At 74.3% G+C, this 12800-nt stretch carries 12 protein-coding genes; 10 read left to right on the top strand and 2 right to left on the bottom strand.

Annotated elements, in window-relative coordinates; genetic code table 11:
- Positions 1-46: 46 nt before the first annotated feature.
- Entirely contained in the window at positions 47-1672 is a 1626-nt protein-coding gene (locus tag FHX75_RS28160; RefSeq protein WP_154943394.1) for a DAK2 domain-containing protein, read from the top strand.
- The gene (gene recG, locus FHX75_RS28165; RefSeq protein ID WP_154943395.1) at positions 1669-3870 is read left to right on the top strand and encodes an ATP-dependent DNA helicase RecG; all 2202 of its coding nucleotides are present in this window, start codon (positions 1669-1671) and stop codon (positions 3868-3870) included. Before FHX75_RS28160 ends, recG begins: the two co-directional genes overlap by 4 nt.
- A 625-nt stretch (positions 3871-4495) precedes the next feature.
- On the opposite strand, the gene FHX75_RS28170 is transcribed toward recG, so the two are convergent.
- A complete protein-coding gene (locus FHX75_RS28170; protein WP_154943396.1) occupies positions 4496-5440 on the bottom strand; it encodes a cell wall anchor protein in 945 nt (314 codons plus the stop codon).
- 303 nt (positions 5441-5743) lie between these two features.
- Positions 5744-6997, bottom strand: a complete 1254-nt coding sequence (locus FHX75_RS31035) for a cell wall anchor protein (RefSeq protein ID WP_170285490.1) — start codon at positions 6995-6997, stop codon at positions 5744-5746.
- A gap of 314 nt (positions 6998-7311) precedes the next feature.
- Between FHX75_RS31035 and rsmD the strand changes: the two genes are divergently transcribed.
- The 8 genes from rsmD (at position 7312) to mutM (ending at position 12691) form a co-directional block, all read left to right on the top strand.
- Positions 7312-7875, top strand: a complete 564-nt coding sequence (gene rsmD, locus FHX75_RS28180) for a 16S rRNA (guanine(966)-N(2))-methyltransferase RsmD (RefSeq protein WP_154943398.1) — start codon at positions 7312-7314, stop codon at positions 7873-7875.
- Positions 7872-8360 (top strand): pantetheine-phosphate adenylyltransferase, encoded by a 489-nt coding sequence (gene coaD, locus FHX75_RS28185; RefSeq protein ID WP_154943399.1) that lies wholly within the window; start codon positions 7872-7874, stop codon positions 8358-8360. Before rsmD ends, coaD begins: the two co-directional genes overlap by 4 nt.
- Positions 8361-8531: 171 nt before the next feature.
- Complete coding sequence (locus FHX75_RS28190) at positions 8532-9029, top strand: SPFH domain-containing protein (RefSeq protein WP_154943401.1); 498 nt, start codon at positions 8532-8534, stop codon at positions 9027-9029.
- 110 nt (positions 9030-9139) lie between these two features.
- Complete coding sequence (locus FHX75_RS28195; RefSeq protein ID WP_154943402.1) at positions 9140-9703, top strand: YceD family protein; 564 nt, start codon at positions 9140-9142, stop codon at positions 9701-9703.
- 5 nt (positions 9704-9708) lie between these two features.
- Positions 9709-9882, top strand: a complete 174-nt coding sequence (gene rpmF, locus FHX75_RS28200; protein WP_088963525.1) for a 50S ribosomal protein L32 — start codon at positions 9709-9711, stop codon at positions 9880-9882.
- 116 nt (positions 9883-9998) lie between these two features.
- The gene (locus FHX75_RS28205; RefSeq protein ID WP_154943404.1) at positions 9999-10973 is read left to right on the top strand and encodes a phosphate acyltransferase PlsX; all 975 of its coding nucleotides are present in this window, start codon (positions 9999-10001) and stop codon (positions 10971-10973) included.
- A 52-nt stretch (positions 10974-11025) separates the two neighbouring features.
- The gene (gene rnc, locus FHX75_RS28210; protein ID WP_154943406.1) at positions 11026-11841 is read left to right on the top strand and encodes a ribonuclease III; all 816 of its coding nucleotides are present in this window, start codon (positions 11026-11028) and stop codon (positions 11839-11841) included.
- Entirely contained in the window at positions 11834-12691 is an 858-nt protein-coding gene (gene mutM / locus FHX75_RS28215) for a bifunctional DNA-formamidopyrimidine glycosylase/DNA-(apurinic or apyrimidinic site) lyase (protein WP_154943408.1), read from the top strand. The genes rnc and mutM overlap by 8 nt, the downstream gene beginning before the upstream one ends.
- Positions 12692-12800: the final 109 nt, after the last annotated feature.

The raw sequence follows: 12800 nt of genomic DNA on the forward strand, positions 1-12800 counted from the left end.
CGTCCGGCCCGGGCGGGTGTCGGTGCGCGACAGTAGGCTTCTGGCCGTGCTGGACACCCTCGACGCCGCCGCGGTGCGCCGCTGGTGCGCGGGTGGGCTCACCGCGCTGCGGCGCCACCAGGGCGAGATCGACGAGCTCAACGTATACCCCGTCCCCGACGGCGACACCGGCACCAACATGGTGCTCACTCTCACCTCCGCCCAGCAGGCGCTGGCGATGGACCTCGACACCCTCCCGGGGGACGGGCCCACCGCGCACGGGCACGCGCTGCGGCTGATGGCGCGCGGGGCGCTGCTCGGCGCCCGGGGCAACTCCGGGGTGATCCTGTCGCAGATCCTGCGCGGCCTGGCCGACGCGCTCGCCCCCGTCCCGGCCGTCGCCGGCCGGGAGCTGGCCGTCGCGCTGCGCGCCGCCGCCGACGCGGCCTACGCGGCCGTCGCCCGCCCGGTGGAGGGGACCCTGCTGACGGTGGTCGCGGCCGCCGCGACGGCCGCCGAGCAGGCCGACAGCGACAACCTGCGCACGGTGGCCCGGGCGGCGGCGGGCGAGGCCGCCCGCGCCCTGGCCCGCACCCCGGAGCAGCTGCCCGAGCTGGCCCGGGCCGGCGTCGTCGACGCCGGCGGCCGGGGTCTCTGCCTGCTGCTCGACGCGCTGGTCGAGGTGGTCACCGGGGAGAGCCCACCCCGGCCGGCGCCGGTGACCCGGGCGGTCCGCCCGCCGCTCACCACCGTCCGCGAGGCCGGCTCCGACGAGTACGCGTACGAGGTGCAGTTCCTGCTCGACGCCGACCACGAGGCGGTGGCCCGGATGCGCGCCGAACTGGCCGGGCTGGGCGACTCGCTGGTGGTGGTCGGCGACGGCGCATCACCGGCGGCCTCCACCACCTGGAACGTGCACGTGCACGTCAACGACGTGGGCGCCGCGGTCGAGGCGGGCGTGGTCGCCGGCCGGCCGTACCGGATCTCGGTGACCCGCTTCGCCGACCAGACCGCGCCGGCGCCCCGGCCCGGCCCGTCCGCGGACGGTCGGGCGGCCGTGGTGGTCGCCGCCGGCGCGGGCATCGCGGAACTCTTCGCCGGCGAGGGGGCCACGGTCGTGCCGGGCAACCCGTCCACCGGCGAGCTGCTGGACGCGATCCGTGCCACCGACGCGGCCCGCGTGGTGGTGCTCCCCAACGACCCGAACACCCAGGCCGTGGCGAGCGCCGCCGCGAAGGAGGCGCACCGGCTGGGCATCAAGGTCAGCGTGGTGCCGACCCGCTCGCCGGTGCAGGCGCTGGCCGCGCTCGCGGTGCGCGACCCCCGGCGGCGCTTCGAGGACGACGTGATCGCGATGGCCGAGGCCGCCGGCGCCTGCCGGTACGCCGAGGTCTGCCACGCCAGCCGGGAGGCGCTCACCGTGGCCGGCCCCTGCCGCCCCGGCGACGTGCTGGCGCTGGTGGAGGGGGAGGTGCACCTGATCGGCGCCGACCTGGTCGACACCTGCGCCGCGGTGGTCGACCGGATGCTGGGCGGCGGTGGTGAGCTGGTCACCCTGCTCACCGGCGCGGACGCCCCGGACGGTCTCGCCGACGCGGTGCGCGCGCACGTCGGCCGGCGCTGGCCGTTCGTCGAGGTGCAGGCGTACCCGGGCGGCCAGCCGCACTATCCGCTCCTGGTGGGGGTCGAATGACGTCCGAGGCGTCCACGGTGGACACGCCGCTGAAGAAGCTGGTCGGGGAGAAGACGGCCAAGGCCCTGGCCAGCCACCTCGACCTGCACACCGCCGGCGACCTGGTCTACCACTTCCCCCGCCGGTACGACGAGCGCGGCGAGCACACCGACATCCGCTCCCTCGACGTGGGCGAGCAGGTCACCGTGCTGGCCCAGGTGCAGCGCACGGCGGTGCGGCCGATGCGCCAGCGCCGGGGCAACCTGCTGGAGGTGACCGTCGGCGACGGCTCCGGCGGCGTGCTCACCCTGACCTTCTTCGGCAACCAGGCGTGGCGGGAGCGGGAGCTGCGCCCCGGGCGCTGGGGGCTCTTCGCCGGCAAGGTCACCGAGTTCCGGGGCAAGCGGCAGCTCAACGGCCCGGAATACCAGCTCCTCGGGGATTCGACCGACGGCGAGGCGGCGGCGAGCGAGGAGATCGAGGAGTTCGCCGGCGCGCTGATCCCGGTCTACCCGGCCGCCGCGGCCGTACCGACCTGGGTGATCGCCCGCTGCGTCCGGGTGGTGCTGGACACCTTCACCCCGCCGGAGGACCCGCTGCCGGCGTCCGTGCGAGCCGGGCGCAACCTGGTCGGCATCGGCACCGCCCTGCGGGAGATCCACCGCCCCTCCAGCAAGGAGGAGCTCTACCGGGCGCGCCGCCGGCTCAAGTGGGACGAGGCGTTCGCCGTCCAGCTCACCCTGGTGCAGCGCAAGCACCGGGCGGCGTCTTGGCCGGCCCGGCCCCGCCCGCCGAAGCCCGGCGGACTGCTCGACGCGTTCGACGCCCGGCTGCCGTACGAGCTGACTCCCGGGCAGCGCGACGTCGGCGTCGAGATCGCCGCCGACCTGGCCACCCCGCACCCGATGCACCGGCTGTTGCAGGGCGAGGTGGGTTCGGGCAAGACGGTGGTGGCGCTGCGGGCCATGCTCCAGGTGGTCGACGCCGGGGGGCAGGCGGCGCTGCTCGCCCCGACCGAGGTGCTCGCCGCGCAGCACTACCGGGGCATGCTCGACCTGCTCGGCCCGCTGGCGATGGCCGGTGAGCTGGGCGCGGCCGACGACGCCACCCGGGTGGAGCTGGTCACCGGTTCGCTCGGGGCGGCGGCCCGGCGGCGGGCGCTGACCGAGGTCGCCGAGGGGCGGGCCGGCATCGTGCTCGGCACCCACGCCCTGCTCTACGAGGGGGTGGACTTCGCCGACCTCGGCCTGGTGGTCGTCGACGAGCAGCACCGGTTCGGCGTCGAGCAGCGCGACGCGCTGCGGTCCAAGGCCGACCAGCCTCCGCACGTGCTGGTGATGACCGCGACCCCGATCCCGCGCACGGTGGCGATGACGGTCTACGGCGACCTGGAGACCTCCACCCTGTCCCAGCTGCCGCAGGGCCGCTCGCCGATCGCGTCGCACGTGGTGCCGGCGGCGGAGAAACCGGCCTTCCTGGACCGGGCGTGGCGCCGGCTGCGCGAGGAGGTCGCCGCCGGCCACCAGGCGTACGTGGTGTGCCCGCGGATCGGCGAGGGGCCGCAGAGCGAGGAGGAGCCGCCGCGGGAGGACGACAACGGGCGGCGGCCGCCGCTGGCCGTGACGGAGGTGGCGCCGCTACTCGCCGAGGGGCCGCTGCACGGGCTGCGGATCGGCGTCCTGCACGGGAAGCTGCCCGCCGACGAGAAGGACGCGGTGATGCGCTCCTTCGCCGACGGCAACCTGGACGTGCTGGTCGCCACCACCGTGGTGGAGGTCGGCGTCAACGTGCCGAACGCCACCGTGATGATCGTGCTGGACGCCGACCGGTTCGGTGTCTCCCAGCTGCACCAGCTGCGCGGCCGGGTGGGTCGGGGCACCGCCCCCGGGCTCTGCCTGCTGGTGACCGAGGCTGCCGAGGGGTCCTCGGCCCGCGAACGCCTGGATGCGGTGGCCTCCACCACGGACGGTTTCAAGCTGGCCGAACTTGACCTCGAACAGCGCCGGGAGGGCGACGTGCTCGGCGCCACCCAGTCGGGGCGCCGGTCGCACCTGCGGCTGCTGTCGCTGCTGCGCGACACCGACCTGATCCGCGACGCCCGCGCCGAGGCGATCGCCCTGGTCGAGGAGGACCCGGAGCTGGACCGCCACCCGGCGCTGGCCGCGTCGGTCGCCGCGCTGGTGGACGAGGAACGCGCCGAGTACCTGGAAAAGGGCTGACCGACCGGACGTCGCGCGTCGTGCCGCTGCGTCCGGCGCGGCCGCCCGCCGCCCCGGCTGCGCCCCGCCCGGCCGCGCGCCGCCCCGGCTGCGCGCCGCCCCGGCGGGGCGTGGGGGGCCGGGCGTCGCCGAATCGTCGGGCTGTCGGTCCGTCCCGCCGTGCGAGGCCACGTCACCCCCTGCGCGTCCTTTCGAGCTGATGACGTAGACGATTCACGGCGGCCTGCCTCGCCCCCGTCCCGCGCGCCTCTTGGCGGCCACCTCCGACCACCCCCTGCCGTGCCATGGGGTTGCTGATGGACCGGCGGGGTGAGCCGCGCCCCGTGCCGTTCCCACGCCGGTCCGCGGGCATCGTTCCGCACTCGCCCGCGCTGAATCGTTCACGTCATCAGCTCGAAAGGACGCGCAGGGTGGTGACGTAGCCCCGCACGGGTGCGGCAGGCCGCGCGGACCACGCGCCGCCCGCGCCGCCCGCGCTGTGCGCTGTCCGCGCTGGCCGGCGCAAACACCGGTCGACCTGAGCCGCCGGGCCGGGCCTCCCGCAGGTCCAGCGGCGCGGGCGGGAACGGCGCGAGGGCGCGCCGACCAGTCGGTCGACGCGCCCTCGGCTTCAGGCAGGTGGTGCTCAGGCGGTGAAGCGCACCCGGCGGCGGCGGGCCACCACGAACAGGATCGCGCCCGCGGCCAGCAGCACGACGGCACCGGCGGCGATGCCACCGGTGGCGGCGCCGGTGACCGGCAGGCCGCCACCCTCACCCTCGTCGCACTTCTTCGGCTGGGTGTACTCGATGGTCTCGGAGCCCTCGACCACGTCGTAGGAGACGGTGACCTTCAGGCCCTTGTACGCGTCGAAGGTGACCGAGCTGGTCTTGCCCGGGGTCGACTCGAGCTTCTTGGTGACGCCCTTCTCGGTGGTGAACGTGGCGGTGAAGGGGATGCCCTTCGCCGGGTTCTCCACGATGAAGGTCATCTCGTCGCAGGTCTCCTCGAGCCGGAACACCGGCTCCTCCGGCGCGCTCGGCGTGCTCGACGGCGTCGCGGTCGGGCTGGTGGTCGACGGCGACGGGGTGACCTCGGGGGACTTGGTCGGCTCCGGGGACTTCGTCGGCTCCGGCGTGGTCGGCGCGCTCGGCGACGGCGACTCGGTTGCGGCGCAGTCGCCGGCCGGCTGCGCGGAGACGGTGCGCTCCTCGGTGATGATCCGGTCGCCCCGCTCCCAGCGGGCCTCGACGGTCAGCTTGAGCTCCGGCAGCGCGCCGGTGAAGGTGTGGGCCTGGGTGCCGGTCAGCGGGCCGTCACCCTTCTTGGGCAGCACCGCGTTCAGCGCCAGCGCGCCGGTGAAGCTGCCCGGCACGGTCGAGTCGAGCTTGGTGATGGTGCCCTCGAGGTCGGTCTCGCTGTTGCCGACGGTCCAGCTGACGATGATCTTGCCGTCCGGCGCGGCGCAGTAGGTGCCCGAGGGCTCGGGGTGGTGGGCCATCGCGGGTCCGGCGACCGTCGCGACGCCGGCGAGGCCGATCAGCGTGCCAGCGGCGATCGCCGCGACGCGCCGGAACTTCAGGCGGTTCACGTGTACTCCTGACGGGGGGAGATTCGCGGGGTGTGCGGCCGGGGAGGCGGGAGCCGGCGGGACCGAGCGGTCATGGCTCAGCGCGACCTCCTCGGGGCCGCGGCGCGTCCGCGCGAGCGCGAGCGCGCCGGGTGACTGTACCGACGGGTAGTGGGCCGTCCCGCCGCCGAGGGCGGTTGTTGCCGTTTCGAGATCATCGATGGACCGAGCGTCACCGGACGACTGCATCTCCACGATGGACGGTCGGTACGCGAAGGGCGCGCCGACCGGTCGGTCGGCGCGCCCTCAGGCGACCACAGTGGATCAGGCGGTGAAGCGGATCCGTCGGCGTCGGGCCACGACGAAGAGCGCCGCGCCGGCCGCCAGCAGGGCGAGCGCGCCCGCGGCGATGCCGCCGGCCGCCGCACCGGTCACCGGCAGGCCCTCACCGGGCTCGCCGCCGCCCGCGCCGCCCTCGGCGCAGTCCTTTGGCTGCTTCCAGGCCAGCGGCCCGCCGGAGTCCAGGTCGCCGGTCACCGTCACGGTCAGGCCCTTGTCGGCCTTGAAGCTGACCGAGCCGGTACGGCCCGGCTCGACGGTCAGCGTCTTCGCCTCGCCCTTGCTCGGGGTGAAGGTCGCGGTGACGGTCGCGCCGTCCTCCGGGTTGCTGATCCGGAAGGTCATCTCGTCGCAGGTCGACTCGTACTCGGCGTCCGGCGCGCCGACCTCGGGCTGCTGGCAGTCCTCGGGCTTCTGCCAGCCGCCGGTGAAGTCCTTCATGCCCGCGGCCGTCACGGTGATCTCCTGCGCCTGCCCGGGGTTGAGCTTCCGGGTCTCGATCTTGCGCATGGGCACGGTGACGGTCTCGGTGAAGCCGCCGCTGCCGGTGATGGTGAAGGTCGCCGCGGCGTTGCCGGTCCGGTTGACCAGGGTCAGCTCGACGCCGCCCGCGCAGTCGGACTCGGCGATCACCTCGGGCGCCGCCGAGCAGCTGCCCGAGCCGCCGTTGTACCAGCCCTTCGGGCCGGTGGACCGGGCGCCGATGCCGGAGGAGCTGCCGACCTTGCGGTCGCCGTACCGGTCGCTGGTGTCGGTGAGCGGGTCGATGATCGTGCTGCCGAAGAGGAAGTCGACCTGGGTGTGGCAGTTCGGCACCTCGACCCGGAAGTCCAGGGTGGCCACACCCAGCTCGCCGTCGGCCACGCCGACGAACTTCTTGATCGACTTGTCGAGCACGTACTGCGGCACGGCGAAGGTGGCCGACGGCGTCACGTACGACACCAGGGCCAGCTCCTGCTGCTCGCCCGCGCAGAGCGGGCCGTTGGTCAGGGTGATCGAGGCCGTGCCCTTCGGGCCGTCGAAGGTGTGCGTGTACTTCGCGTCGCCGGCCTTGACGCAGTTCGGCGCCGGCTGCGTCGGCGTGCTCGGCGAGGCCGTCACGGTCGGGGAGGCGGACGGCGAGGGCGACGTGTTGGTGGCGCTCGCCGGCGCCGCGAAGGCGAATGCCGTGGCGAGGCCGGCCAGCGCGGCGGCGGCCACGGCGAGCGGTCGCCGGAGCGACGGCTGGGGACGGATCACGCGTACTCCCGGGGTGAGGATGCGTCAGGGTGCGGCGTGGGGTGGCGGTGACTCTGGTCCCGGTCGCATTGCGGCACGTCCCGTGACGGCGCTCCCCGGCGCCGCGCAGCCGGCGGAGCATCGCCGGCACCCGGCCGACCCTAAACGGATCGCCGTCGGCGTTACAGCGCTCAGGATGGGCTAAGGATCATGTTATGAATCTGAGATCATTGATATACCGGCAGTGATCATGAGAGCACCCGTGCGGGACGCACCGTGTCGGCCGGGCCGGCCCGGCCGTCGCGTAGCGTCATCTGCATGAGCAGGGGTAGACCGTGACCCGGATCGTCGCCGGCACGCTCGGCGGCCGGCGGATCGCCGCGCCGCCCGGCGCCGGTACCCGACCCACCTCCGACCGGGTCCGCGAGGCGTTGTTCAGCGCGGTGCAGACCGAGATCGACCTGGCCGGCGCCCGCTTCGCCGACCTGTACGCCGGCTCCGGCGCGGTCGGGCTGGAGGCGCTCTCCCGGGGCGCCGAGCACGTGCTGCTGGTCGAGTCCGACCCGCGCGCTGCGCGCGTGATCAGGGAGAACGTCGCCGCGCTCCGGGCCGCCCCGGCCGCCCGGCTGGTCACCGGCAAGGTGGCCGGCGTGCTCGCGGCCGGTCCGGGCGGCGAGCCGTACGACGTGGTCTTCGCCGACCCGCCGTACGCGGTGCCCGACGTTGACATCACCGCCATGCTGGCCGCCCTGGTGGAACACGACTGGCTGGCCCCCGGAGCCCTGGTGGTGGTGGAGCGCTCCAGCCGCACCGGCCCGGTCGAGTGGGTGGAGGGCGTCACCGCGGAGCGCAGTCGCCGTTACGGCGAGACCACCCTTTGGTACGGTCGCCGATCATGAGACGTGCGGTCTGTCCCGGCTCGTTCGACCCGGTCACCAACGGACACCTCGACATCATCGGACGGGCCAGTCGGCTCTTCGACGAGGTGATCGTCGGCGTGCTGGTGAACCAGGCGAAGAGTGGCCTGTTCACCGTCGAGGAGCGGATCGACATGCTCCGCGAGGTGACCTCCTCGTACGAGAACGTCCGGGTCGAGTCCTTCCGTGGCCTGCTGGTCGACTTCTGTCGGGCGCAGGAGGCCAGCGTGTTGATCAAGGGCCTGCGGGCGGTCAGCGACTTCGACTACGAGTTGCAGATGGCGCAGATGAACATCGGCCTCGCCGGGGTCGAGACGCTGTTCATGCCGACCAACCCGCTCTACTCCTTCCTCTCCTCCAGCCTGGTCAAGGACGTGGCGAAGTGGGGTGGCGACATCTCCGCGCACGTGCCGGACGTGGTGCGCCACGAGCTGGTCGCCCGGCTCGGCCCGGAGCACCGGGCCTGACGTTCGCCGCCCACCGCCGCCCGCCGAGACCGACGGGCGGCGCGTCGCGACGCGCCGCGCCGGGGTGGATCGGGCGGGGCTCGCCCGCGCAGGACATCATGTGTGGAGCGGGAACCCGGCCGTAACCCGCATCATGTAGGTCGGCCGACGAACGACAGGAGTGAGGTACCGGTGGACCCGCTCGATCGCATCGACGAACTGATCGCCATGGTGGAGCAGGCCCGCTCCGTCCCGATGTCGCGGAACAACTGCATGGTCGACCGGGGCGAGATGATCGCGGTCCTGGACGAGCTGCGCGCCGAACTCCCCGCCGACCTGCGCCGGGCCGCCGCCCTCCTGGAGGAGCGGGACAAGATCATGGAGGCCGGCAAGCGGGAGGCCGACCGGATCATCAGCGAGGGTGAGGCGGAACACGCCCGCCTGGTGTCGGTGAACGAGATCACCGTCTCGGCGGAGCACGAGGGCGCCCGGATCATCGCGGAGGCCCGGGCCGAGGCGCAGCGGCTGCGCGACGAGGTCGACGACTACGTCGACACGGCGCTGGCCAACTTCGAGCAGTTCCTGACCCGGGCGCTGGCCTCGATCGAGCGCGGCCGGGACAAGATGCACGCGCTGCGCGAGATCGGCACCTTCGGTGGGGACGAGGCCGAACGCCCGCTACCCTTCTGAGCGGCACCTCACCAGCCGACACTCTCAGGTGGGCGTCGCCCCCGGTTCGACGCTGGGGTGGTCGCCCAGGTAACCTTTTTTGTCGGCCTCTCACCGGCCGGAGTCTGACTATGCCCAAACACTCGCCATCGACACTCAATCCCAGGTCGCCGCTGGTCCTCGACACGAGGGACCTGCCGCGTCGGCCTGGTGCGTTGCGTACGGTCAAGCGGGTCGCCTCGGCACCGGCGGACCTCGGCGTGGAGTTGATCGGCGTGCCGGAGGGCGCGGACCTCGACCTCGACCTGAGGTTGGAGTCGGTGTCCGAGGGCGTGCTCGTCTCCGGGACCATCAGCGGTCCCGTCCGGGGCGAGTGCGGCCGGTGCCTGCGCGAGATCAACGACTCGGTGGTCGTGAACGTCCAGGAGCTGTACGCGTACGAGAACAGCGCCACGGACGAGACGACCGACGAGGACGAGGTGGGCCGGATGCAGGGCGATCTGATCGACCTGGAGCCGGCGCTGCGGGACGCGGTGGTGCTGACGCTGCCGACCAACCCGCTCTGCCGGGAGGACTGCCCTGGACTGTGCCCCGAGTGCGGGGTGCACTGGGACGATCTGCCGGCCGACCACAGCCACCAGCAGATCGACCCGCGTTGGGCGAGCCTGTCGCAACTGAACCGTACAGAGGAGTAGGAACCGTGGCCGTCCCGAAGCGCAAGATGTCGCGCAGCAACACCCGGTCCCGCCGGGCGAACTGGAAGGCGGCCGTGGTCGCGACCGTGGCCTGCCCGCAGTGCAAGTCGGCCAAGCTGCCGCACGCCGCGTGCTCCGTCTGCGGCACGTACAACGGCCGCCAGGTCCTCGAGGTCTGAGACCTGGACGCCGAGTGACGCCCCCGACCACGGGTCGGGTGGCGCGCGCACCCTGGCGATCGCCCGGTGCCCCGGCTCCTTCCGACGCCGGCCGGCCTGCTCCGGCCGGCGTTCCGATGGAGCCGGGCACCGCGCGGATCGCCGTTGACCTCCTCGGCGGGGACGATGCCCCCGCCGTCGTGGTTGACGGCGCTCTGCGAGCCGTACGCGCCGATCCGGACCTGCACCTGCTGCTCGTCGGCCCGACCGAGGTCGCGGCCGCGGTGACCGACGCCCTCACCCCGGCGCAGCGCGCCCGGACGACGGTCCGCCCGGTGCGGGCCGCCGCCGGCCCGGCGCACCACGCGCCGCGCGCCGACAGCACCGTCCGCGCGGCCGTCGCCGCCATCCGCGACGGCGCCGCCGACGCGCTGGTCTCCGCCGGTTCGACCGGCGCCACCGTCTCCGCCGCCGCGCTCGGCTTCGGCCGCTGGGCCGACGTCCGCCGGCCGGCCCTGGTGGCCACCCTGCCGGCCGTCGCCGGCCCGGTGGTCCTGCTCGACGTCGGCGGCTCCCTGGAACCCCGCCCGCTCACCCTCGCCCGGCACGCCGTGCTCGGCGCCGCCTACGCCGCGGTCGCGCACGCCGTCGACCGGCCCCGGGTCGGCCTGCTCTCGGTCGGCACGGAGGCCGGCAAGGGCGACCGTCCCCGCAAGGCCGCCGACGCCCTGCTCACCGCCGCGTCGCTGCCCTGCGGGGCGCGCTACGTCGGCCTGGTCGAGGGGTACGACGTCGCGCTCGGCGCGCGCGCCGACGTGGTGGTCACCGACGGGTTCACCGGTAACGTGCTGCTCAAGGCGATCGAGGGCGCGTACGCGATGGCCGGCGGCCCGCCCGCCGGCGGCGGTGCCCCCCGCGCGGCGGCCCTGCTCGGGGTGGCCGGGACGGTGGTGGTGTGCCACGGCGCCGCCGGGGCCGAGGACGTGGCCTCCGGCATCGCCCTCGCCGCCCACCTGTGGCGGCGGGGCGCCAGCGACCGGGTCCGCGCGCTGCTCGACGGCGCCGCCGTCGGGTCGCCGGCCGTGGACCGCATCGACGAGGTACGCCCGTGAGCGCGAGAACGGGGTTCGCGCCCCCGGCAGTCCCGAACGAAGAGGTAGGCACATGACGAACGACAAGCGGCGGCGTGCACCCGTCGGTCACCTCGAGGCGGCGTTCGGTGTGACGCTCGACCCCGAACTGCTGGAGCGCGCGCTCACCCACCGCTCGTACGCGTACGAGAACGGTGGTCTGCCCACCAACGAGCGGCTGGAGTTCCTCGGCGACTCGGTGCTCGGGGTGGTGATCACCACCGCGCTCTTCCGCAACCACCCGGACCTGCCCGAGGGGCAGCTCGCCAAGCTGCGGGCCAGCGTGGTGAACATGCGCGCGCTGGCCGACGTGGCGCGCGGCCTGGGGCCGGACGGGCTCGGCGCGTACCTGCTGCTGGGCAAGGGCGAGGAGAGCACCGGCGGCCGGGACAAGGCGAGCATCCTCGCCGACACCCTGGAGGCGCTGCTCGGCGCGATCTACCTCCAGTACGGCCTGGAGACCGCCGCGATCGTCATTCACCGGCTCTTCGACCCGCTGATGGCGGAGTCGGCCGGCCGGGGCGCCGCGCTGGACTGGAAGACCAGCCTCCAGGAGCTCACCGCCGCGCTGGGGCTGGGCGTCCCGGAGTACCGCATCGAGGGCACCGGACCGGACCACCTCAAGACCTTCACGGCCTGGGTGGTGGTGGCCGGCAACCGCTACGGCGGGGCCGAGGGGCGCAGCAAGAAGGAGGCCGAGCAGCGGGCGGCCGAGGCGGCCTGGCGGGAGCTGACCGAGCAGGCCGAGAAGGAGCAGGCCGAGCGGGCCGAGCAGGAGCGGGCCGAGCGGGCGGCGGCGGAGGCCGGGGCGGCCACCGACCCGGCCGAGGCGGGGCTGGGCCGTGCCTGAGCTGCCCGAGGTCGAGACGGTCCGGCAGGGCCTGGCCCAGTGGGTCACCGGCCGCCGGATCACCTCGGTCGAGGTACGCCACCCGCGCGCCGTCCGGCGGCACGTCCCCGGCGCGGGTCACTTCGCCGACGTGCTGACCGGTCGTACGGTCACCGACGTGCGCCGGCGCGGCAAGTACCTCTGGCTCCCGCTGGACAGCGGCGACGCCCTGATCGGCCACCTCGGGATGTCCGGCCAACTGCTGCTCCAGCCGATCGCGGCGGCCGACGAGCTGCACCTGCGGGTCCGGTTCCGGTTCGCCGACGACGGCCCGGAGCTGCGCTTCGTCGACCAGCGCACCTTCGGTGGCCTCTCGGTCAGCGAGGGGGGCGCCGAGCTGCCCGCGGAGATCGCGCACATCGCGCGGGACCCGATGGACGAGGAGTTCTCCGACGCCGGGTTCGTCGCGGCGCTGCGGCGACGGCGTACCGAGGTGAAGCGGGCGCTGCTGGACCAGACGCTGATCTCCGGGGTGGGCAACATCTACGCCGACGAGGCGCTCTGGCGGGCGAAGCTGCACGGCGCCCGCCCGACCGACGCGCTGACCGCGCCGGCGGCCACCCGGCTGCTCGGCCACGTCCGCGACGTCCTCGGCGAGGCGATCAAGCAGGGCGGCACCAGCTTCGACGAGCTCTACGTCAACGTCAACGGCGAGAGCGGCTACTTCGACCGGTCGCTCAACGCGTACGGCCGGGAGGGTGAGCCCTGCCGCCGGTGCGGTACGCCGATCCGGCGCGAGTCGTTCATGAACCGGTCGTCGTTCAGCTGCCCGCGGTGTCAGCCGCGGCCCCGGGGCGCCCTGAAGGGGTGACCCCGAGCCGGCTCGGGGTTGCGCCGGTGTGCCGTCCCCCGGCGTCCCGCAGATCCGCCCGGTTTGCCCGGCCGTCCGCTCCGATCACCCGCACGGGCGGCTTTCGCCG

Origin of the sequence: Micromonospora palomenae (assembly GCF_007829925.1) — a bacterium.
Taxonomy (GTDB): domain Bacteria; phylum Actinomycetota; class Actinomycetes; order Mycobacteriales; family Micromonosporaceae; genus Micromonospora; species Micromonospora purpureochromogenes.

What these genes read in the sequence shown, in the direction of transcription:
- recG (WP_154943395.1), top strand. Translation starts at nt 1,669, where the DNA reads ATGACGTCCGAGGCGTCCACGGTGGACACGCCGCTGAAGAAGCTGGTC.
- coaD (WP_154943399.1), top strand. Translation starts at nt 7,872, where the DNA reads ATGAGACGTGCGGTCTGTCCCGGCTCGTTCGACCCGGTCACCAACGGA.
- FHX75_RS28195 (WP_154943402.1), top strand. Translation starts at nt 9,140, where the DNA reads ATGCCCAAACACTCGCCATCGACACTCAATCCCAGGTCGCCGCTGGTC.
- FHX75_RS28205 (WP_154943404.1), top strand. Translation starts at nt 9,999, where the DNA reads ATGGAGCCGGGCACCGCGCGGATCGCCGTTGACCTCCTCGGCGGGGAC.
- rnc (WP_154943406.1), top strand. Translation starts at nt 11,026, where the DNA reads ATGACGAACGACAAGCGGCGGCGTGCACCCGTCGGTCACCTCGAGGCG.